This is a genomic window from Cupriavidus sp. 01L43, from assembly GCF_056399925.1.
The window spans coordinates 406,761-427,063 of record NZ_JBFTSH010000002.1; the positions used below are offsets into that span (position 1 = coordinate 406,761).

19 protein-coding genes are annotated in these 20,303 nt (G+C 67.3%); 9 read left to right on the forward strand and 10 right to left on the reverse strand.

All coding sequences use genetic code 11. The features are described 5' to 3' along the window. Positions 1-185: 185 nt before the first annotated feature. Positions 186-971 (reverse strand): SDR family oxidoreductase, encoded by a 786-nt coding sequence (locus AC1DP9_RS04965; protein ID WP_477106760.1) that lies wholly within the window; start codon positions 969-971, stop codon positions 186-188. 311 nt (positions 972-1,282) lie between these two features. Here AC1DP9_RS04965 and AC1DP9_RS04970 point away from each other — a divergent pair, with 311 nt between their 5' ends. Beyond that, positions 1,283-2,962: an electron transfer flavoprotein-ubiquinone oxidoreductase gene (locus AC1DP9_RS04970; RefSeq protein WP_092292774.1), complete on the forward strand. Its 1,680-nt coding sequence runs from the start codon at positions 1,283-1,285 to the stop codon at positions 2,960-2,962. Between the two features lie 77 nt (positions 2,963-3,039). Here AC1DP9_RS04970 and AC1DP9_RS04975 read toward each other — a convergent pair whose 3' ends face one another. Then, positions 3,040-3,972, reverse strand: a complete 933-nt coding sequence (locus tag AC1DP9_RS04975; RefSeq protein ID WP_092292772.1) for a flagellar brake protein — start codon at positions 3,970-3,972, stop codon at positions 3,040-3,042. Between the two features lie 189 nt (positions 3,973-4,161). On the opposite strand from AC1DP9_RS04975, the gene AC1DP9_RS04980 reads away from it, so the two are divergent. Next, positions 4,162-4,863, forward strand: a complete 702-nt coding sequence (locus AC1DP9_RS04980; protein ID WP_477106761.1) for a FadR/GntR family transcriptional regulator — start codon at positions 4,162-4,164, stop codon at positions 4,861-4,863. 50 nt (positions 4,864-4,913) lie between these two features. Next, positions 4,914-6,017 carry an NAD(P)/FAD-dependent oxidoreductase gene (locus tag AC1DP9_RS04985; RefSeq protein WP_092292768.1) on the forward strand — a complete coding sequence of 368 codons (1,104 nt, stop codon included), beginning with the start codon at positions 4,914-4,916 and terminating at the stop codon, positions 6,015-6,017. Between the two features lie 24 nt (positions 6,018-6,041). Here AC1DP9_RS04985 and AC1DP9_RS04990 read toward each other — a convergent pair whose 3' ends face one another. The 5 genes from AC1DP9_RS04990 to AC1DP9_RS05010 all read right to left on the reverse strand — a co-directional run bounded on the left by AC1DP9_RS04990 (position 6,042) and on the right by AC1DP9_RS05010 (position 11,744). Further along, on the reverse strand, positions 6,042-7,256 hold the full coding sequence (locus AC1DP9_RS04990; protein WP_255370745.1) for an MFS transporter: 1,215 nt from the start codon (positions 7,254-7,256) through the stop codon (positions 6,042-6,044). A 1-nt stretch (position 7,257) separates the two neighbouring features. Further along, the gene (gene aroC / locus AC1DP9_RS04995; RefSeq protein ID WP_092292764.1) at positions 7,258-8,373 is read right to left on the reverse strand and encodes a chorismate synthase; all 1,116 of its coding nucleotides are present in this window, start codon (positions 8,371-8,373) and stop codon (positions 7,258-7,260) included. 30 nt (positions 8,374-8,403) lie between these two features. Continuing rightward, positions 8,404-9,180 carry a glutathione S-transferase C-terminal domain-containing protein gene (locus tag AC1DP9_RS05000; RefSeq protein WP_477106762.1) on the reverse strand — a complete coding sequence of 259 codons (777 nt, stop codon included), beginning with the start codon at positions 9,178-9,180 and terminating at the stop codon, positions 8,404-8,406. 41 nt (positions 9,181-9,221) lie between these two features. Next, positions 9,222-11,141, reverse strand: coding sequence for an MFS transporter (locus AC1DP9_RS05005; protein WP_477106763.1), 1,920 nt, complete (start codon positions 11,139-11,141; stop codon positions 9,222-9,224). Between the two features lie 156 nt (positions 11,142-11,297). Further along, the gene (locus tag AC1DP9_RS05010; protein ID WP_092292758.1) at positions 11,298-11,744 is read right to left on the reverse strand and encodes a CBS domain-containing protein; all 447 of its coding nucleotides are present in this window, start codon (positions 11,742-11,744) and stop codon (positions 11,298-11,300) included. 223 nt (positions 11,745-11,967) lie between these two features. Between AC1DP9_RS05010 and AC1DP9_RS05015 the strand changes: the two genes are divergently transcribed. The 3 genes from AC1DP9_RS05015 to AC1DP9_RS05025 are packed head-to-tail and all read left to right on the forward strand — an operon-like array spanning position 11,968 to position 14,447. After that, the gene (locus AC1DP9_RS05015; RefSeq protein WP_477106764.1) at positions 11,968-13,269 is read left to right on the forward strand and encodes an O-acetylhomoserine aminocarboxypropyltransferase; all 1,302 of its coding nucleotides are present in this window, start codon (positions 11,968-11,970) and stop codon (positions 13,267-13,269) included. After that, entirely contained in the window at positions 13,269-14,093 is an 825-nt protein-coding gene (locus AC1DP9_RS05020) for an alpha/beta fold hydrolase (RefSeq protein WP_477106765.1), read from the forward strand. Before AC1DP9_RS05015 ends, AC1DP9_RS05020 begins: the two co-directional genes overlap by 1 nt. Before the next feature lie 36 nt (positions 14,094-14,129). Next, the gene (locus AC1DP9_RS05025; protein ID WP_477106766.1) at positions 14,130-14,447 is read left to right on the forward strand and encodes an Mpo1-like protein; all 318 of its coding nucleotides are present in this window, start codon (positions 14,130-14,132) and stop codon (positions 14,445-14,447) included. Positions 14,448-14,471: 24 nt separating this feature from the next. Here AC1DP9_RS05025 and AC1DP9_RS05030 read toward each other — a convergent pair whose 3' ends face one another. Beyond that, the gene (locus AC1DP9_RS05030; protein ID WP_477106767.1) at positions 14,472-15,854 is read right to left on the reverse strand and encodes a YihY family inner membrane protein; all 1,383 of its coding nucleotides are present in this window, start codon (positions 15,852-15,854) and stop codon (positions 14,472-14,474) included. A gap of 118 nt (positions 15,855-15,972) precedes the next feature. Here AC1DP9_RS05030 and wrbA point away from each other — a divergent pair, with 118 nt between their 5' ends. The 3 genes from wrbA to AC1DP9_RS05045 are packed head-to-tail and all read left to right on the forward strand — an operon-like array spanning position 15,973 to position 18,439. Beyond that, positions 15,973-16,581: an NAD(P)H:quinone oxidoreductase gene (wrbA, locus tag AC1DP9_RS05035; protein WP_477106768.1), complete on the forward strand. Its 609-nt coding sequence runs from the start codon at positions 15,973-15,975 to the stop codon at positions 16,579-16,581. Continuing rightward, a complete protein-coding gene (locus AC1DP9_RS05040) occupies positions 16,578-17,009 on the forward strand; it encodes a DUF2069 domain-containing protein (RefSeq protein ID WP_477106769.1) in 432 nt (143 codons plus the stop codon). Before wrbA ends, AC1DP9_RS05040 begins: the two co-directional genes overlap by 4 nt. After that, entirely contained in the window at positions 17,006-18,439 is a 1,434-nt protein-coding gene (locus AC1DP9_RS05045; protein WP_477104997.1) for an FAD-binding oxidoreductase, read from the forward strand. Before AC1DP9_RS05040 ends, AC1DP9_RS05045 begins: the two co-directional genes overlap by 4 nt. On the opposite strand, the gene AC1DP9_RS05050 is transcribed toward AC1DP9_RS05045, so the two are convergent. Next, positions 18,413-18,808: an ArsR family transcriptional regulator gene (locus AC1DP9_RS05050; protein ID WP_441592131.1), complete on the reverse strand. Its 396-nt coding sequence runs from the start codon at positions 18,806-18,808 to the stop codon at positions 18,413-18,415. The two genes, AC1DP9_RS05045 and AC1DP9_RS05050, sit on opposite strands and share 27 nt — an antisense overlap. After that, positions 18,805-20,247 carry an aminotransferase-like domain-containing protein gene (locus tag AC1DP9_RS05055; RefSeq protein ID WP_092292742.1) on the reverse strand — a complete coding sequence of 481 codons (1,443 nt, stop codon included), beginning with the start codon at positions 20,245-20,247 and terminating at the stop codon, positions 18,805-18,807. Before AC1DP9_RS05055 ends, AC1DP9_RS05050 begins: the two co-directional genes overlap by 4 nt. Positions 20,248-20,303: the final 56 nt, after the last annotated feature.

Genomic DNA, 20,303 nt, shown 5'->3' on the forward strand with positions numbered 1-20,303 from the left:
CGAAACCAGCGGCGATTATGCCAACTCTGGCCTCTCGCGGCACAACTTTAGACGCGCAGGGGACCGGATAAGCCCTGCTCGGCCACGCGCCCGCCCCGCCGCGCTTGTGGCGCGTTGCGGAGTCGGCATCAGGATTGTGCGGTATTCGGCAATTCCTGTCGTTGACGGCTTGCTTCAGATCCTGCTCAGACCATGCCGTCGTCCGCCGTGACCACCGCGCCGTTGATGAAGCGCGAGGCATCGGACGCCAGCAGCAACAGCAGGCCGTCAAGGTCCTCAGGCTGGCCCAGCCGCTTGCGCGGCAGCATCTGGATCAGCTTCTGGCCCGCATCGCTTTCCCAGTGATGATGGTTGATGGCGGTGTCGATGTAGCCGGGGCAGATCRCATTGGTGTTGATGCCATGGCGCGCCCATTCCAGCGCCATCGCCTTGGTCATATGGACCACGGCGGCCTTGCTCATGCAGTACACGCCGATCTGCGACAGCACCTTCAGCCCAGCCACCGACGCGATGTTGACGATGCGCGCCTGCGGCAGCGGATTGCCCTGTTTCTCGGCGCCCTTGGCCCGCGCGATCATGCGCTTGGCCACTTCCTGGGCCACGAAGAACGCGCCGCGCGTGTTGGTATCGAAGACGAAATCGAAGTCCTCGGCCGTCACGTCGGTGAGCTTCTGCGTGGTGGAGACGCCCGAATTGTTGACGAGGATATCGATGGCGCCCGCCTCGGTCTCGGCATGCGCCACAGCGGCGCGGATGCTGTCCGGGTCGGTCACGTCGAGCCGCACCACGTGGGCACTGCCACCATCGGCCTCGATCGAGGCACGCAACTCCTTGAGTCGCTCGGTACGGCGCGAGGCCAGTACCACCTTGGCGCCAGCGGAGGCCAGAACATTGGCGAAGCGCGTGCCCAGCCCGCTCGAGGCACCGGTCACCAGCGCGACCTTGCCTTCCAGATTGATCGACAAACCCATAATTACCTCGGTGTGGAGGCATCCGGCCGGGGCCCGATGCGTGCCGCCAGCCCCCATCTGCTGGGCGAAAGGCAGCATACCAAAAAAAAGAACGGTCGTTCCAAAAAATATCTTGCCTGAGGGTGTCGAGTCCCGGACAATGCCGGAGATTCTAAGAACTTGGCCCCTAAAGGGAAAGAGGAAAAACGCCTAGATCCTCACCGGGGCCCTCACAGATCTCCACAACCGCAGCTCCCCCGCCGCATCGCCGGACCACGGGCTGCAAGCTCGCGGCAGTATTGCCGCCCAGAAGAAACAGAGGGTTAGAGACAATGGATCAGCAACAGCTCCTGGAGCAATTCGGCCCACGCGAAGCCATGGAGTACGACGTCGTCATCGTCGGCGGCGGTCCTGGCGGTCTGGCCACAGCCATCCGCCTGAAGCAGCTGGCGGCGGAAAAAGGCGGCGACGTCAACGTATGCGTGCTGGAGAAAGGCTCCGAGCCGGGCGCGCACATTCTCTCGGGCGCCATCATGGACCCGCGCGCGCTCAACGAGCTGTTCCCGAACTGGAAGGAACTGGGCGCACCGCTGAACCAGCCCGTCACCGAGGACAAGTTCCTGTTCCTCAACGACACCGGCTCCAAGGGCGCTCCGCTGCTGCCCGAGTGCTTCCATAACGAAGGCAACTACATCGTCAGCCTGTCGAACTTCGTGCGCTGGCTCGGCCAGCAGGCCGAGTCGCTGGGCGTGGAGATCTTCCCGGGCTTCCCGGCCGCCGAAGTCCTCTATAACGATGACGGCTCGGTCAAGGGCGTGGCCACCGGCAACCTCGGCATCAACAAGGAAGGCGAGCCGACCGAGAACTTCCAGCTCGGCATGGAGCTGCACGCCAAGTACACGATCTTCGCCGAAGGCGCGCGCGGCCACCTCGGCAAGCAGCTGATCGCCAAGTACCAGCTCGATGCGGGCAAGGATCCGCAGAGCTACGGTATCGGCCTGAAGGAACTCTGGGAAATCGATCCGGCCAAGCACCAGCCGGGCCTGGTGATCCACACGGCCGGCTGGCCGCTCGACCCCGCCACCTACGGCGGCTCCTTCCTCTATCACATGGAGGACAACAAGGTGGCCGTGGGCTTCGTGGTCGGTCTCGACTACACCAACCCGTGGCTGTCGCCGTTCGAGGAATTCCAGCGCTTCAAGACGCACCCGGAGATCCGCAAATATTTCGAAGGCGGCAAGCGCATCGGCTACGGCGCGCGCGCCATCACGGCCGGCGGCCTGCTGTCGCTGCCGAAGACGGTGTTCCCGGGCGGCGCGCTGGTCGGTTGCGACGCGGGCTACCTGAACGCCTCGCGCATCAAGGGCAGCCACGCCGCGATCAAGACCGGCATGATGGCCGCCGATGCTGCCTACGACGCACTCCAGGCCGGCCGCCAGCACGACGAGCTGACCGCCTACCCGGCCGCGTTCGAAGCCAGCTGGCTCCACAAGGAACTGCTGCAGGCCAAGAACTTCAAGCAGTGGTTCAAGAAGGGCCGCACCACGGCCACGCTGATGACCGGCATCGAGCAATGGCTGCTGCCCAAGCTCGGTATCCGCAACCCGCCCTGGACCATCCACCGCGAGAAGCCGGACCACGTCTACCTGAAGCCGGCTGCGGACTGCCCGAAGATCGAGTATCCGAAGCCGGACGGCAAGCTCACGTTTGACCGCCTCTCCTCGGTGTTCATCAGCAACACGAACCACGAAGAGAACCAGCCGGCCCACCTGACGCTCAAGGACCCGAGCGTGCCGGTGGACATCAACTGGGAAAAGTACGCCGGCCCCGAAAGCCGCTACTGCCCGGCTGGCGTGTACGAGTTCGTGCAGAACGATGAAGGCAAGGAGCGCCTGCAGATCAACGCGCAGAACTGCGTGCACTGCAAGACCTGCGACATCAAGGACCCGACGCAGAACATCGTGTGGGTCACGCCGGAAGGCCCCGGCGGCCCGAACTACGTGGGGATGTAAGCCAGGGCGCGCAGCGAATGCGCGCCTGAGCGAAAAAAGCCGGCCAGTGGCCGGCTTTTTTTATGCTCGATCGGCAGTCAGACCTGCAATCGGGTGCTGGTCAGCAACTGCTCATAGATGAAGCACTGGAGCAAGGTCAGCTCGCGTTCGCCCAGCGCGTCGAAGGCGACGCCAAATGCCGGAAACTCGTCATCCTCCGATGCGGACGGCGCGCTGCGCACCCAGCCATCGACAATGACTTCGGCGTCGAGCGACGCCGTACGCAGCTGGAAGCTCAAACGCACCTTGCGGCCCACCGGCGGCGCCGGGTGCGAGGTCTGCACCAGCGCTCCACCCGTGCTCAGATCGGACAGCAGGCCAAGCCGCGCCAGGCCGCTGGCGACATGGGTATCCACGTCGGTATCGACCAAGTCCGGTGCGACTTCCATCGACGGCGCACCCACCTCCCCCACGCCGTTTTCCACCAGATACGCGGCCAGCCGTGTCGGCACGCGCGCGGCGCTGCGCACCGGCATCTGCTCGGTCTGCGCCGGCGCGGACAGCACCAGGTAGCGGAACGGGCTGCGGCACACGGCCGTGATCGTTGACGTGAAACTGTGGATCGCCTGCCCCGAGAAGCCGCGCAGCAGCACGGTCTCGCCGGCCTGCACGGCCAGATCCCGGCCGCCAAGCGTCGGCCAGGTCACGAACAGGCCCTGATCGATGAAGCCGATCAGGCGGCTGGCGGCGGCGCGCGAGGCGTCGCCGGGCGTCTTCACATGCAGCAGCGTGCCCACCTGCAATCCGAGCGGGCCGGCGGCGAGCCGTGCCAGGCCGGTGCCATCGGCTTCGTTGCCGGCTTCCGGCATGTCGTCGGGACGGCAGACCGTGCCGTGGCGGAAGACGAGCGCAAGGTCACGCGCGTCCGGAATAACGCTGCCGCTGCCGAGCACGAGGTTGCCTTCGCCGTCATGTAGCGACCAGGGCAATGGCTGGCCGACGGGCAGGTCTTGCGGAGAAAGTTGGATCATGGCCTGAGTCTCCACGATGTAATCAGTCACTATCGACCGCCGGCCGCCAAGCTTGACCCCTCCTCCGGGGCAGAAAGTGTAAAACTCGCGCAAACCCGGCTTGACGCTGGGCGGCGGACCCGCCAGAATCGGCCGGATCGATAAAAGCTGTCAGACAGCCTGACACCTTCCACGCCCGCCCCCATTCCAATGGACCCCCTGTCCCGCCCCGCCTCGCTTGCCAGTCGCCTCGCCCAGACGCTGCGCGATGACATCGCCGCCGGCCGGTTCGCCGCCGGCGCGCGCCTGCCCGCCGAATCGGCGCTGGCCGAAAACTTCGAAGTGAGCCGGCCCATCGTCCGCGAGGCCATCGCGCTGTTGAAGGCAGATGGCGTAGTCGTCACGCGCAAGGGCTCGGGCGCCTATGTATCCGAAACGCCGGGCGGCCAGGTCTGGCGCGTGGCGAGTCAGCCCGATGGGGGCCCGACACTGGCGCAGTTGTTCGAGCTGCGCCGCGTGGTGGAGACCGCCTGCGCCGAGATGGCGGCCATGCGCCGCACTGCCGCCGACCTCGCCGCCATCCAGGGCGCGCTGGCCGCGATGGCCGCCCATGCCACCGACTTCCCAAGTGCGGCGGCAGCTGACATCGCCTTCCATCACGCCATCGCCCACGCCACGCACAACCCCTGCTTCACCGGCCTGACCGATTTCGTGAGCCAGCAGTTGCTCGTGGCGCGCCAGCATGCGTGGGAGAACAGCGCGCGGCTTACCGCCACCCAGGGCACGCCGCGTGCCGCCGATGCCGAGCATGCCGCGCTGGTCGAAGCCATCGCCGCCGGCGACCCGGCCGCCGCGCGCGCCGCGGCCCGTGCGCACCTGACGGCCGCTGCCGCCCGCATGGGCTTGGCCTGATTCCAAGATTTCCAAGACATTCCGAGACAAGACACCAAGGAGAGCCCCAGATGGAACAAGTAGATTGCGTCGTGATCGGCGCTGGCGTGGTCGGGCTGGCCGTGGCCCGCGCGCTGGCGCTGCAGGGCCGCGAAGTCATCATCCTCGAGGCCGAAAACGCGTTCGGCACCATCACCAGCGCGCGCAACAGCGAGGTGATCCATGCCGGCATCTACTATCCGAAAGGCTCGCTCAAGGCGGAACTGTGCGTGCGCGGCAAGGCGATGCTGTACGACTACTGCGCCTCCCACCACGTGCCGCACCAGCGTTGCGGCAAGCTGATCGTAGCGACGAGCGCCGCGCAGGTCGCCACGCTCGAGGGCATCCGCGCCAAGGCCGAGGCCAACGGCGTGCACGACATGCAACTGCTGAGCCGCGACGCGGCGCGCGCGCTGGAGCCTCAGCTCGAATGCCATGCCGCGCTGCTCTCGCCCTCCACCGGCATCATCGACAGCCATGGCCTGATGACCGCGCTGCTGGGCGATGCCGAGAACGCCGGCGCGATGCTGGCCGTGCAGTCGTCGGTCCGCACGGGCGCGGTGACCGCTGAAGGTATCCGGCTGGAGGTAGAAGCGGAGGATGGGGCGACCACCCTGCTAGCACGCACCGTGATCAATTCGGCCGGCCTGACCGCGCCGGACCTGGCGCGGCGCATCGACGGCATCCCGGCCGAACACATCCCGCAGCAGTACTACGCCAAGGGCTGCTACTTCACGCTGGCAGGACGCGCGCCGTTCTCGCGGCTGATCTATCCCGTGCCGGAGGCGGCCGGGCTGGGTGTGCACCTGACGCTGGATCTGGGCGGGCAGGCGCGCTTCGGCCCCAATGTGCGCTGGATTGACGAGATCGAATACAGCGTGCCGCCGCACGATGCCGACAGTTTCTATGACGAGGTGCGCCGCTACTGGCCCGGGCTGGCCGATGGCGCGCTGCAACCGGGCTACGCCGGCATCCGCCCGAAAATCAGCGGCCCGACCGAGGTCGCGGCCGATTTCCGCATCGACGGCCCGGCCACGCATGGTGTGCCGGGACTGGTGAACCTGTTCGGGATCGAATCACCGGGGCTGACCTCGTCGATGGCGATTGCCGAGCGGGTCACGCAGTTGCTGGCCTGAAAGTTCGGGCGAACGCGGGCCGGCTCAGGCTGGCGCCCGCTCGCCGCGAAAACTCAGCGCGGCGCAGCAGGCCCCGGCCAACGCCGCCGCTGCGGCCAGCCCGAAGGTGTGCGATGGCGTCAGCGTCTTCCAGGTCCAGCCCATCGCCAATCCGCCCAATGTGCCGCCCACGCCATACGATATGCCGGTGTAGAGCGCCTGCCCCCGCCCCTGCAGCGGGCCGGCGAACCAGTGCTGGAGTCGCTTGAGGCTGGCGCTGTGGTGCGCGGCGAAGGTCGCGGCGTGGAGCACCTGCACGACGGCCATCAGCCACACATACTGACCGAAGTAGCCGGTCATGCCGAAGCGAATCGCCGCCAGCACGAAGGTGCCGGCCAGGATCGTCCGCAGCGCCAGCCGCGCGAACAGCCGGCCCTGGTAGAAGAAGAACACGATCTCCGCGACCACGCCGATGGTCCACATCGCGCCGATGGCGAGCTTGCTGTAGCCCAGCTGCTCCAGATAGAGCGAATAGAAGACGTAGAGCGCCGCGTGCGCGAACATCATCAGGAAGGCCGAGGCAAGGAACCACGCCACATCCGGCCGCCGCAGCAGCGGCAGCGCGGGCGGCGGTCGCACACGGGGGCCCTCGTCGGGCGCGTCGCGCATGCCCATGACCACAATGGCGAACAGCGCCAGCGTGGCGCTGGCGAGCCACGGGAAAGCGACCATGCCGAAGTGCTCGAACAACGCGCCGCCAGCCAGCACCGCGCCGATGAACCCGACCGAGCCGAACATCCGCACGCGGCCGTAGCGGTGGTCGAAGGCGCCATGACGGCGCAGCGTGGAAATGGTCAGCGCATCGCCCAGCGGCGACATCGCGCTGGTGATCAGGTTGAGCCCGATCATCATCGCCATCATGCCGCCATAGCTGTGCACGCCGGGCACCATCAGGAAGGCCAGGAGCGCTGACACAGCGGCCAGCCGCAGCAGGCGCACGCGCGTATGGAGGACATCGGACAGCCAGCCCCAGAGGTAGGGGCCGACGATGCGGCTCAACTGGAAGCACGCCATCAGCACGCCGATCTGCACCGGCGAGAAGCCACGGTCCGAGAAGAACAGGCTGACGTACGGCGAGATGACGCCTACATAGGCGTAGTAGCCGAGATAGAACAGCCCAAAGCGGAAATAGGTGGCCGGGTCGATCGAACCCGGCACGAAGGCGCGCTCCGGGGCGGCGTCAGCCGGGGCGCGGCCCAAGTCAGGACTTGTCGGGGGTCGGCAGGTGTGCCGCGATACGCGGCGTCTCCACGCGCACATCGCCGCACTGGGCGCGGTGGCGCAGCGCGTGATCCATCAGCACCAGCGCGAGCATCGCCTCGGCGATCGGCGTGGCGCGGATGCCCACGCACGGATCATGACGACCAAACGTTTCCACAGTCGCCTGTTGGCCGGCCTTGTCGATCGACTCGCGCGGCGTGCGGATGCTCGACGTCGGCTTGATGGCCAGGGACACGGTGATGTCCTGCCCGGTGGAGATGCCGCCGAGCATGCCGCCTGAATTGTTCGACCGGAAGCCCTCGCCGGTCAGTTCGTCGCCATGAACACTCCCGCGCTGGGCCACGCTGGCGAAGCCGGCGCCGATCTCGACGCCCTTGACCGCGTTGATGCCCATCATCGCGTGGGCGATGTCCGCGTCGAGCTTGTCGAATAGCGGCTCGCCCAGACCAACCGGCACGCCGCTGGCCACCACCTCGATACGCGCGCCGACCGAGTCACCGTCGCGGCGCAGGGCATCCATATAGGTTTCGAGTTCCGGCACGATGTCCGCATTGGGCGAGAAGAACGGGTTCTCGGGCACGTGCTTCCAGTCCTGGAACGGCACTTCCACCTCACCAAGCTGGGACATGTAGCCATGGATCTCGGTGCCGTACTGTTCGCGCAGCCATTTCTTGGCCACGGCGGCGGCCGCCACCACGGGGGCAGTCAGCCGCGCCGACGAACGGCCACCGCCACGATAGTCGCGGATGCCGTACTTGTGCCAGTAGGTGTAGTCGGCGTGGCCGGGCCGGAAGGTCTCGACGATATTGCCGTAGTCCTTGCTGCGCTGGTCGGTGTTGCGGATCAGCAGGCAGATCGGGGTGCCCGTGGTCTTGCCCTCGAACACGCCGGACAGGATTTCCACCTGATCGGCCTCCTGGCGCTGCGTCACGTGGCGCGAGGTGCCGGGCTTGCGGCGGTCCAGGTCGCCCTGGATATCGGCTTCCGTCAGGGCGAGGCCCGGCGGGCAGCCGTCGACCACCGCGCCAATCGCGGGCCCGTGCGATTCGCCGAACGTGGTGACTGTGAAGAGCAGGCCGAGGGTATTGCCGGACATGATGGAAACCGCGCTGGAATTGGGGACGGCCTACATTGTAAGGCCATTGGCGGCCACTGTCGGCACCGCCGGGGATTCGGACATGGGCGCGAACACCCCGCTGCCGACGAAATCGGGATAGAAACGCGCGCGCATCCGTGCCAGATAGGCGGTCAGATTGGCGTGCGCCGACGCCGCCGTACGGATTGGCGTCTCGAACACGGGGCTGAGCAGGCTGGCGCTGAACGCGAACAAGGTGGCGTCGGCGCCGCATGGCGCATCGCCCAGCAGGTAGGGCTTGTCGCCAAGGATATTGGCGATGGCCGTCACGCCGTGGATCGCCATGGCTGCGGCCTCCTCGTCCGAATGCCGGCCGAGGCCCTGGGCCCAGAGCATCTGGCGTACGCGTCGCTTGACCAGCGTGGTCACGATCCCGCGTACCGGCGCCGGCACGCGCTGGAAGAACTGGGCCGGGCCACGCTCGAAATTGGCGTCGTCCAGCCAGCGCACGCGCGCCACGGCCCAGTAGAGGTTGTCCTCCATGAGCTTTTCCACGGCCCAGGCCACCCCGCGCTCGGCCTCGGACAGCCCCGCGTCGAAGTCCACGTGATAGGTCTTCTCGATATGCCAGCGGATCATCGTCGAATCCGCGACGATGCGCCCCATGTCGTCGAGGTAAGGCAGCTTGCCCTTGGGCGCGCGGCGCAGGTTGCCCGGCATGGTGCGGTACGGCAGCCCTGCCAGCTTCAGCAGCAGTTCGGCCTTCATGACGAACGGGCTGGCGTCGGGCAGGCCAAAGGCGGGGCCGAAGGTATAGAGCGTGATCATTGTCGTTGGGCTCGTCGTATCGTCGTGTCGTCGTATTGCGCTTATTTCCAGTCGCCGCGCAGGGCCAGCACCATCTGCTGGAGCCCTTCCGGTGACGCGGCCTCGGGCGCCACGGGCTCCCCCACCACGAGTTCGAGCCGGCTCAGGATGCCGCGCCGGAACGGACGCGACATCGCCACCCCGCCCTTGCGCGAGAAAAAACTGCCCCACAGCCCGCGCAGCGCCATCGGCACCACGGGCACCGGCGTGCGGCGGATGATCTGCTGCACACCGCCCTTGAACGGGTTAATGTCGCCGGTAGCCGTGATCTTGCCTTCGGGGAAGATGCAGACGAGGTCGCCGTCCTCGAGTGCGGCGGCCACGGCGTCGTAGGCGCGCTCGAGCATCCTGGGGTCCTCGTGCGCCGGTGCGATGGGAATCGCCTTGGCCTGCCGGAAGAACCACGACAGCAGCGGCACCTTGAAGATCCGGTGATCCATCACAAAGCGCACCGGGCGCGGGCTGGCCGCCATCAGCACCACGGCGTCGGCAAAACTCACGTGATTGCAGACAAGCACGGCGGCGCCGTGCTCGGGAATCCGGTCGGCGTTGATCCGGCGCAGCCGGTAGATGGTGTGGACCAGAATCCAGGCGATGAAGCGCAGCAGGAACTCGGGCACCAGCGTATAGATATAGATGGCCACCACGGCATTGAGCAGCCCCACCACCAGGAACAGCTGCGGGATGCTGTAGCCGGCCAGCGCCATGCCCACGCCGAGCAGCGACGCGGCGATCATGAAGAAGCTGTTCAGGATGTTGTTCGCCGCGATGATCCGCGCCCGGTGCGTAGGCAAGCAGCGGCTCTGGATCAGCGCATACAGGGGCACGCTATAGAAGCCGCCGAACATGGCCAGCAGGAACAGGTCCGCCAGCACGCGCCAATGGCGCGTATCGTCCAGGAAACCGCCGATGCCGCTCAGCGTGGCGCCGGCCGACTGGCCGTTACTGGCCAGGTACAGGTCCACGGCGAACACAGTCATGCCGATGGAGCCGAACGGCACGAGGCCGATCTCCACGGTGCGGCCGGACAGCCGCTCGCACAGCAGGGAGCCGATGCCGATGCCGATCGAGAACATCGCCAGCAGCAGCGTAACCACGTTCTGGTCTCCGCCGAGCACGTCGCGGGCAAAGCTGAAAAAGGCGGTCAGGAAGGTGGCGCCGAGGAACCAGAGCCAGGAAATGCCGAGCAGGCTCAGGAATACCGTGCGCCGCTCGCGCGCGAGCATCAGGTTGCGCCACGTCTCGGTCAGCGGGTTCCAGTTGATGCGCAGGTCCGGCTGGGGCGGCGGCGAAACCGGCACGCCCTGCGACACCACCCGCCCCGCTACGGCGATCACCACGCAGGCGATGCCCACGTAGAGCGGCCCCACCACGGCGCCGCCGCGCATCACGCCGGCCAACTCCCCGCCGATCAGCGTGCCGATCAGGATGGCAACGAAGGTACCCATCTCCACCAGTCCGTTGCCGCCCACCAGTTCCTGCTGGTCCAGGTGCTGCGGCAGGTACGCGAACTTCACCGGGCCGAACAGCGTGGAGTGCAGGCCCATCAGGAATGTACCGAAGTACAACAGCGGCGCGCTGTGCCAGGCAAAGCCGGCCAGCCCCAGCACCATGATGGCGATCTCGAGCGACTTCACGAGCCGGATCAGCCGCGATTTCTCGATCTTGTCGGCAATCTGGCCGCTGGTGGCGGAAAACAGGACGAAGGGTGCGATAAAGATGGCCGAGATCAGGAACGCCGCGCTGCGCGCATCGACGCCGTCGAACAGGGCCGTGTGATAGGTCACCAGCGAGGTGAAGGCGACCTTGAAGACATTGTCGTTCATGGCCCCGAGAAACTGGGTCCAGAAGAACGGCGCGAAACGGCGTTCGCGCAACAGGCGAAACTGACTGTGCTGGCTTGGCTGGCTGTGTTGGCTCATGCAGACGGAAGCGGGCGGAGGCCGCTCGGCGGACTTCATGGACCCCGGAACCCGCCGGGGCATCAGTTCGCCGCCATCATGCCAACAGTCCGGAGTGCAGGCAATAAAACTTCTGTTAAATCGCCGCCGGGCCCGCCAGCCCGGGCCAGATCGCGTTCAGTCGGTCTTTTCCTCGGGCCAGTCGCGGATATAGGCCTTGAGCATGCGGTTTTCGAAGCCCTGCTCCTCCACCACCGCCTTGGCCACGTCGTAGAACGAGATCACGCCCATCAGCGTGCGGTTGTCGAGCACCGGCAGGTAGCGGGTGTGGCGCTCCAGCATCATGCGGCGCACCTCGTTGACGTCCGTTTCCGGCGTGCAGGTCAGCGGCGCGTCGTCCATGACCTTGCGGATGCTGTGCGTGCCGAGCGTGCCGTGGTTGGCCGCCAGCGTCTCGATCAGCTCCCGGAACGTCAGCATGCCGACCAGATCGCCATATTCCATGACCACCAGCGAACCAATGTCGTGCTCGGCCATGGTGTTGATGGCCACCAGCAGGGACGCATCCGGCGTGACGGTGTAGAGCGTATTGCCCTTGATCTGCAGGATGTCGCTGACTTTCATGGTGGTGTCTCCGCTGCCCGGTGTCGAGGCTGGTTCTGGTCTATGGCCAGAGTTGGCCGATGCGGCGATCCTACCCAAACCGCCGTCTCTCGTAAAGGCGGCAAGTCTCACGCCGTCTCAATGCGTTTTCAGAATCCTCCCCATTGCCAGGGCGGCGCACGGTGCTACGATGCCGGACGGAGACAACCTGCCGCCTACAACAGCCACTACAAGCGAACTCACCATGTCCGGTACCCGATTCGACACGCTGGCCCTGCACGCCGGCGCCGCCCCGGACCCCACCACCGGGGCCCGCGCCACACCGATCCACCTGACCACTTCCTTCGTGTTCCGGGACAGCGAGCATGCCGCGTCGCTGTTCAATATGGAACGCGCCGGGCACGTGTATTCCCGCATCAGCAACCCCACGGTGGCGGTGTTCGAGGAGCGCGTGGCGGCCCTGGAGAACGGCGCCGGGGCCATCGCCACGGCATCCGGCCAGGCCGCGCTGCACCTGGCCGTGGCCACGCTGATGGGGGCCGGCTCCCATATCGTGGCGTCCACGGCGCTCTATGGCGGCTCGCACAATCTGTTGCACTACACGCTGCGCCGCTTCGGCATCGAGACCACCTTCGTCAATCCGCGCGACATCGACGCCTGGCGCGCCGCCATCCGCCCCGAGACGCGGCTGCTGTTCGGCGAGACGCTGGGCAATCCGGGCCTCGACGTGCTCGACATCGAAACCGTGGCGCAGATCGGCCAGGACCACAAGCTCCCGTTGCTGGTCGACTCCACGTTCACCACGCCCTACCTGCTGCGCCCGTTCGACCATGGCGCCGGCTTGCTGTACCACTCGGCCACCAAGTTCCTGGGCGGGCATGGCACGACGATCGGCGGCGTGCTGTCCGAGGGCGGCACGTTCGATTTCGAGGCTTCGGGGCGTTTTCCCGAGCTGTCGGAGCCCTATCCGGGCTTCCATAACATGGTGTTTACCGAGGAAAGCACCGTGGCGCCGTTCCTGCTGCGCGCCCGGCGCGAGGGCCTGCGCGACTTCGGCGCCTGCATGAACCCGATGGCGGCGTGGCAGCTGCTCCAGGGCATCGAGACGCTGCCGCTGCGCATGAGCCGGCACGTGGACAACACCCGCCGCGTGGTGCAGTTCCTGGCCGGGCACGCGATGGTCGAGTCGGTGGCCTACCCGGAACTGGAATCCCACCCCGACCACGCGCTGGCCAAGCGGCTGCTGCCGCGCGGTTGCGGGGCGGTGTTCAGCTTCAACCTCAAGGCGAACCGCGCGGCCGGGCAGCGCTTTATCGAGAGCCTGTCGCTGTTCTCGCACCTTGCCAACGTCGGGGATGCGCGCTCGCTGGTAATCCATCCCGCCTCCACGACCCACTTCCGCATGGATGCCGACGCCCTGCGCGCGGCCGGCATCGGCGAGGGCACGATCCGGCTGTCGATCGGACTCGAGGACCCGGATGACCTGATCGACGACCTGAAGCGCGGCCTGAAGGCCGCCGAGAAAGCCATGGGAGGAAAAGCCTGATGGAACTGACCGTCTCGGGCCAACCGGCCTATGCCTACACCGGCGGCAAGCCGTTCGATCCCGCCCTGCCCTGCGCCGTGTTCGTGCACGGCGCGCAGAACGACCACAGCGTCTGGGGGCTCCAGACGCGCTGGTTCGCCAGCCATGGCTTTGGCGTGCTGGCGGTGGACCTGCCCGGCCACAACCGCAGTCAGGGCGCCCCGCTGACCCGCGTGGAAGACATGGCCGACTGGGTCATGGCGCTGGTGGCGGCGGCCGGCGTCAAGGCGCCGGCCCTGGTCTTCGGCCACAGCATGGGATCACTGATCGCCCTGGAGTGCGCCGCACGTCACCCGGAAGCCGTCCGCGCCATCGGGCTGCTGGCCACGGCCTATCCGATGAAGGTGTCCGATGCCCTGCTCGACGCCGCGCTCCACCGCGAGGACGAGGCCATCGCCATGGTCAACCAGTGGTCGATCTCCAGCCTCGCCAGCAAGCCGTCGTCGCCCGGGCCCGGCGCCTGGATGCATGGCGGCAGCCAGCGGCTGATGGAGCGCGTGGCGGCGCGCAACCCGGGTGCGCACGTGTTCCACACCGATTTTTCGGCCTGCAACGGCTACGCGCATGGCGAGGAAGCGGCTGCCGCCGTGACCTGCCCGGCGGTATTCGTGATGGGGTCGAAGGACATGATGACGTCGCCGAAGGCTGCCCAGGCGCTGGCCGGCCGGATGCGCAGCGCCACTGTGGTCACGGTGCCAAGCGGCCACGCGATGATGGGCGAGAAGCCGGACGAGGTGCTCGATACGCTGGCCGCCTTCGCGCGCAAGGTTGTGGCGAGCACCTAGACTGGAACCATAACAACACCGATGCCGGAGACGACCATGGCGCAAACCCACAGTCGCGAATTCGAGAGCTTTGCCGCGTTCTATCCGTATTACCTGAACGAGCACCGGGACCGTACCTGCCGCCGCCTCCATTTCGTGGGGTCGACGTTGGCGCTGGCCTGTCTGGTGGCGCAGGTGGTCACCGGCAACGCGTGGTGGCTGCTGGGTGCCGTGGTGTCCGGCTATGCGTTTGCCTGGGTGGGCCACTTCGGGTTCGAGAAGAACCGGCCCGCCACGTTCCGGCACCCGTTCTACAGCCTGATGGGCGACTGGGTCATGTACGCGGACATCCTGCGCGGTCGGATTCCGTTCTAGCTGGAATCCGACCTAGCCGCTAGCTCAGACCTGCCCGTGCCAGCCGGGCGGCACCACCTCGAGCGTGCGGCGCTGCGGGCCGCCCCCCTCGTCTCCGGTATCGCCAGTGCCGCCACTGGCCTCCGCCGCCTCGTTGGCGGCTGGCGTCAGCAACTGCTGGCGGAACACGGCTTCGAGCGGTTGGTCCAGTTGGGGGTTGTCGAGCATCGAACGGAGCAGGTCCACGCCTTGCAACTGGTGCGCCAGCGCCGTGCGCGGCAGGCGCGCGAGGTTCAGCACAAGGCGGTCGTACAGCGTGCGCAGCGTCACCTGGGATGGGTCGCAAAGCATCGCCCAGTGCGCCTGCCCGCGGTCTTGCTGGAGCTTGCCCACGAGGTGCAGGGTCTTGAGCTTGCCGAGCAGGCTGGCCAGGTAGTCGGCCTCCATCCGCAGCTTGCGCCCCATGTCGAGTTCGCCCACGCTGCGCGGCACTTCGTCGCGGGCGCGGTAGAGCAGCAGCAGGATGCCCAGCGCGTCGAAGAACTCGCTGCCGGCGAAGGTGCGGCGGCGCCAGTGGCCTTCCCGGATCACGGGCAGGTTGGCGGCGATGGTCGCCCCGAGCAGCGTGACCAGCCAGCTCACGTACATCCACAGCAGGAACAGCGGCAGGACCGCGAAGGTGCCGTAGACCGCCGTGTAGGTCGGAATATGGGTGATGAAGTAGCCGAACACGCGCTTGGCCACCTCGAAGGCCACGGCGGCCACCACACCGGCCACGATGGCATCGCGCCAGTCCACATAGGCGTACGGCACGGCCATATAGAGGAAGGCGAAGGCCAGCGCCGAGAGCATCACCGGCACGGTGCTGACCATCAGCCCCATGCCCATCGGCATGGAGCCGACGTAGCCCATCGACACCGAAATCAGGTAGGAACTGACCGAGAGGCTGGCGCCGATCAGCACCGGGCCCAGCGTCAGCACGGCCCAGAACACCAGCACCCGTTGCGCCAGCGGCCGGCGCCGCTTGACGCGCCAGATGGCGTTCAGCGCGTCCTCCACGGTCAGCATCGTCAGCACCGACGTCACCATCAGGCCAGCCAGGCCCAGCGCGGTCAGCCCGCGCGCGCTCTTGGAGAACTGGCCGAGGTAGCGCGAGACCGAATCGCTGACATTGCCGCCCGGAATCAGGTTCTGGAACAGGAAGGTCTCGATCTGGCCCCGGAAGTCCCGGAACACCGGAAACGCGGCCAGCAGCGCGAACGCCACGGTCAGCACCGGCACCACGGCCAGCACGGTGGTGAAGGTCAGGCTGGCGGACACCTGGGGCAGGCGGTCCTCGCCGGCGCGGCGCAAGGCGTAGCGCGCGAGCGCGCGCACCTTCTGCAAATTCCACTCCCTGCGCAGGCGGGCGATACGTGCGGCGGTCATGCGGGGGCTAGCTCCTGAGTCTTATAGCGGGGCACAACTATAATACGCGCATTGTTTCGCGGTGCCGGTCCGGGCCGCCCCCTCCCGATCCACGACTGAGCACCGACTCCGCGATACCTTGGCCGCCCTCCCCATCCTGGTCCTGTACTACAGCCGTCACGGCAGCACCCGCAAACTCGCCGACCTGATCGCCACCGGCATCGACAGCGTGCCCGGCGCCCAGGCCCGGCTGCGCACCGTGCCGCCGGTGTCCACCGTCTGCGAGGCCACCGCGCCCGACATCCCGCCCGAAGGCGCCCCGTACGCCGAGCTGCGCGACCTCGAGGAATGCGCCGGGCTGGCACTGGGCAGCCCCACGCGGTTCGGCAACATGGCCGCGCCGATGAAATATTTCCTCGATGGCACCGTGGCCCAGTGGCTGTCCGGCGCACTGTCCGGCAAGCCCGCCTGTGTATTCACCGCCACCGGCAGCCTGCACGGCGGGCAGGAAACCACGTTGCTGTCGATGATGCTGCCGCTGTTCCACCATGGCATGCTGGTCATGGGCCTGCCCTATTCGGAGCCCGGCCTGATGACCACCACGGCCGGCGGCACGCCCTACGGCCCGAGCCACCATGCTTTTGTGGACAACCACGGCCCGGTCACCGACCAGGAAGCCGCGCTGGCCACGGCCATGGGCCGGCGGCTGGCCGAGACGGCACTGAAGCTGGCCGGAGGGTCACGATGACCGCGCCGCGCAACGGCAGCCAGGGTGACGGCGACCTCCACAGCCCGGCGCTCTGGCGCGTGAGCGTAGCCAGCCTGCTGGCGCTGGTGGCGCTGTGCATCGCCTGGGAGTGGTTCCTCGCCCCGCTGCGCCCCGGCGGCTCGTGGCTGATCCTCAAGTTCGTCTTCCTGCTCCCGGTGCTGCGCGGCGTGCTGGCGCGCAACCGGTACACGATGCAGTGGTCGTCGATGCTGATCCTGCTCTATTTCACCGAAGGCATCGTGCGCGCCACCAGCGACCGTGCGCCGTCGTCGCTGCTGGCCTGGGCCGAAGTCGCCCTGACGCTGGTGTTCTTCTTCAGCACCATCCTCTATCTGCGCCCGTACAAGCGTCGCGCGCGGGCACGGCAGCAAGCCATCCAGCCCCCCTCCCCCGACACCCGACCATGACCGCTCCGCACCTGGATTCGTTCCTCGACCTCTGCCGCGCCGCAGTCGGCCCGCAACACGTGCTGACCGAGGCCGCCGACAAGGCCCCTTATCTGACCGACTGGCGCCAGCGCTACACCGGCGACGCCGTGGCCGTGCTGCGCCCCGGCAGCACCGAGGAAGTGGCCGCGCTGGTCCACGCCTGCCACGCCCACAAGCTGGCCGTGGTGCCGCAGGGCGGCAACACCGGCCTGTGCGGCGGCGCCACGCCCGAGGCTGGCCCGGCGGCAGCCGCCGGCGTGGTGGTGCTGTCGCTGCAACGGATGAACCGGGTGCGCCATGTGGACCCGCTCAACAACACGATTACCGTCGAAGCCGGCGTGATCCTCCAGCAGTTGCAGGACGTGGCGCGCGAGCATGGCCGCCTGTTCCCGCTGAGCCTGGCGGCCGAGGGCAGTTGCACGATTGGGGGCAACCTGTCCACCAACGCGGGCGGCACGGCGGTGCTGCGCTACGGCAACACGCGCGAACTGTGCCTGGGGCTGGAGGTGGTGACGGCCAAGGGCGAAGTCTGGGAGGGCCTGCGCGGCCTGCGCAAGGACAACACCGGCTACGACCTGCGCGACCTGTTTATCGGCGCTGAAGGCACGCTCGGCATCATCACGGCGGCGGTCATGAAGCTGTACCCGCTGCCCCGCGCGCGCGTGACGGCGCTGGCGGCTGTGCAGAGCCCGCGCGCCGCGCTGGCGCTGCTGGCCATCGCCCAGTCCCACGCCAGCGCCATGCTCACCGGCTTCGAGCTGATGTCCGCGATGTGCATGGACCTCGTACGCAAGCACTATCCGCAGTTGCGCTACCCCTTCACGGAGGCCCATCCGCAACTGGTGCTGCTGGAGCTGTCCGACAGCGAGGGCGAGGAACACGCCCGGGCGATCTTCGAGACGATGATGGAAGCGGCCTTCGAGGCCGGCGTGGTCACGGACGCCGTGGTGGCCGAGTCCGTGCAGCAGTCGCGCGATTTCTGGAACCTGCGCGAGCACATCCCGATGGCGCAGGTCGAGGAAGGCAAGAACATCAAGCACGACATCGCCGTGCCGGTCTCGCGCGTGGCGGACTTCATCGAGACCACGGACGCGCTGGTCCAGGACGCCTTCCCGGGCGCCCGCATGGTCACCTTCGGCCATCTGGGCGACGGCAACCTGCACTACAACGTGTCGCCGCCGGTGGGGGTGGATCACGAGCAGTTCCTGATCCATCAGGACGCCATCAACCTGATCGTCCACAACAGCGTGCAGTCGCACAATGGGTCGATCTCGGCCGAGCATGGCCTGGGCCAGCTCAAGCGCGAGGAGAACCGGCGCTACAAGAGCGAGGTGGAACTGGGGATGATGCGCGCCATCAAGCAGGCGCTGGACCCGCAGGGGCTAATGAATCCGGGGAAGGTGCTCTGACCGGCCCGGGTCTTCATCGTCATCGGAATCCTCTGGATCCTCTAACGAATCCAGATCGGGCAGCGCGCCGGGGGTCTCGAACAACTCGTCGCACAGCGCGCGACCCTCGGCGGTCAGCTGGGCGGTGCCCCGGCCTGACTCGTCGATCTCGGCTTCAGCCAGGTCCGCCTCGGCCAGTTGCGTCAGCACGCGCCGCAGCACGCTCATCTGCACTGATGCGCGCTTGCTGAGGCGGGCCAGCGAGAGCGGCCCGCCACCGGGCTCCCGGGCCGCCTGCCACAGGGCAGCCAGGATGCCGGCCAGTACCGGATCGAGCGTGTCCTCATCGGCATCGGCGCCGTCGTTCCCGGTATCTTCTTCTTGGTTCATGCGCTTGTCTCCTTGTCTGGCGCCGCTTCTGCGAGCGACGTCACCAGTTTGCCCAGCGTCACCACGGCCGCTTCCACCTCGGCCGACCATGCGCTGCTGTAGTTTAGGCGGATGTAATGCGTGTAGGTGGGCACGGGCGAGAAGATGTGCCCCGGCGCCACGGTAATCCGCCGCTCCAGTGCCGCGTGGTACAGCGCCATGGCGTCCACGCCCTCGGGCAACTCCACCCAGAGCACATAGCCGCCGGCCGGCCGCGACACCCGCGTGCCGGCCGGGAAGAAGCGCCGCACCGCCGCCGCCATGATATTGGCCTGCTGCGCATAGGTCTTGCGCACGCGCCGCAGGTGGTAGTCGTAGCCGTCGTTCTTCAGGAATTCGGCGATGGCTAGCTGGGGAATCGCCGGCGTGGTCAGCGTGTTCAGGAACTTGAGCCGCTCCACCTGATCCCGGTAGCGCCCCGGCAGCGCCCAGCCGATGCGGTAGGCGTTGGTCAGCGTCTTGGAGAACGACGAGCAGTGCAGCACGATGCCGGCCTTGTCGTAGGTCTTCAGCGAGGTGGGATGCGCATCGCCGTAATACAGCTCGCCATAGACATCGTTCTCGATGACCGGAATGTCGCGCTCGGTTAGCAATTTGACGAGTGCCTGCTTGCGTTCGTCCGACATCTGGAAGCCGAGCGGATTCTGGAAATTCGGCATGACCATGCAGGCAGCCACGGGCCGCTCGTCGAACAGGCGGGCCAGCGCCTGCACGTCGATGCCTTCCACGGGGTCCGTCGCGACCTCCACGGCGCGCATGCCCAGCCGTTCGATGGCGTGCAGCATCGCATAGTAAGTCGGCGATTCCACGGCGATGGTGTCGCCCGGCTTGGCCACCGCCTGCAGGCACAGGTTGATGGCCTCGGTGGCGCCAATCGTCACGATCACCTCGTTCGGGTCCACCGCCTGGCCGTTTTCCAGGTAGCGCCGCGTGATCTGGCGGATCAACTGGGGCGAGCCGGGCGGCAGGTCGTCCAGCAGGCTCCACGACTCGTAGCGCTTGCCGATGGCGTTGGCGTACTGGATGATCCGCTGCCACGGGAACAGCTTGGCGTCGGGATAGGGGGAGCCGAGCGGGATGGCGTCGTCGGCGCGGATCGAGCGCAGCGTGGACAGCACCAGCGCGCTCACGTCCACCGGCGACGGGCGGGCCGCCGGGCGGGTCGGCTGGAGGTCGATGGCCGGCTCGCCGGGCCGGGCGCGCACGAAGTAGCCGGACTGCGGCCGGCTCTCCAGCATGCCGCGCGACTCCAGCAGCAGATAGGCCCGGATGACCGTGGTAATGCTCAGGCGATGATGCTGGGCGGCCTGCCGGACCGACGGAATCTTCTCGCCGGGCAGCAGCACGCCTTGCTGCACCAGCGCCTCGATCTCGGCCGCGAGCTTTTCATACAGGGTCACACCGCCAACCTTTCGCCACGTCAGGGTTCATCGGAACGCTGGCGGGGGTGGGGTCT

Coding starts and splice junctions, on each gene's coding strand:
- AC1DP9_RS05040 (WP_477106769.1), top strand. CDS start 16,578: ATGACCGCGCCGCGCAACGGCAGCCAGGGTGACGGCGACCTCCACAGC.
- AC1DP9_RS05050 (WP_441592131.1), bottom strand. CDS start 18,808: ATGAACCAAGAAGAAGATACCGGGAACGACGGCGCCGATGCCGATGAG.
- AC1DP9_RS04970 (WP_092292774.1), top strand. CDS start 1,283: ATGGATCAGCAACAGCTCCTGGAGCAATTCGGCCCACGCGAAGCCATG.
- AC1DP9_RS05025 (WP_477106766.1), top strand. CDS start 14,130: ATGGCGCAAACCCACAGTCGCGAATTCGAGAGCTTTGCCGCGTTCTAT.
- AC1DP9_RS05045 (WP_477104997.1), top strand. CDS start 17,006: ATGACCGCTCCGCACCTGGATTCGTTCCTCGACCTCTGCCGCGCCGCA.
- aroC (WP_092292764.1), bottom strand. CDS start 8,373: ATGTCCGGCAATACCCTCGGCCTGCTCTTCACAGTCACCACGTTCGGC.
- AC1DP9_RS05010 (WP_092292758.1), bottom strand. CDS start 11,744: ATGAAAGTCAGCGACATCCTGCAGATCAAGGGCAATACGCTCTACACC.
- AC1DP9_RS05005 (WP_477106763.1), bottom strand. CDS start 11,141: ATGAGCCAACACAGCCAGCCAAGCCAGCACAGTCAGTTTCGCCTGTTG.
- AC1DP9_RS04980 (WP_477106761.1), top strand. CDS start 4,162: ATGGACCCCCTGTCCCGCCCCGCCTCGCTTGCCAGTCGCCTCGCCCAG.
- AC1DP9_RS05030 (WP_477106767.1), bottom strand. CDS start 15,854: ATGACCGCCGCACGTATCGCCCGCCTGCGCAGGGAGTGGAATTTGCAG.
- AC1DP9_RS04975 (WP_092292772.1), bottom strand. CDS start 3,972: ATGATCCAACTTTCTCCGCAAGACCTGCCCGTCGGCCAGCCATTGCCC.
- AC1DP9_RS05015 (WP_477106764.1), top strand. CDS start 11,968: ATGTCCGGTACCCGATTCGACACGCTGGCCCTGCACGCCGGCGCCGCC.
- AC1DP9_RS05000 (WP_477106762.1), bottom strand. CDS start 9,180: ATGATCACGCTCTATACCTTCGGCCCCGCCTTTGGCCTGCCCGACGCC.
- AC1DP9_RS05020 (WP_477106765.1), top strand. CDS start 13,269: ATGGAACTGACCGTCTCGGGCCAACCGGCCTATGCCTACACCGGCGGC.
- AC1DP9_RS04985 (WP_092292768.1), top strand. CDS start 4,914: ATGGAACAAGTAGATTGCGTCGTGATCGGCGCTGGCGTGGTCGGGCTG.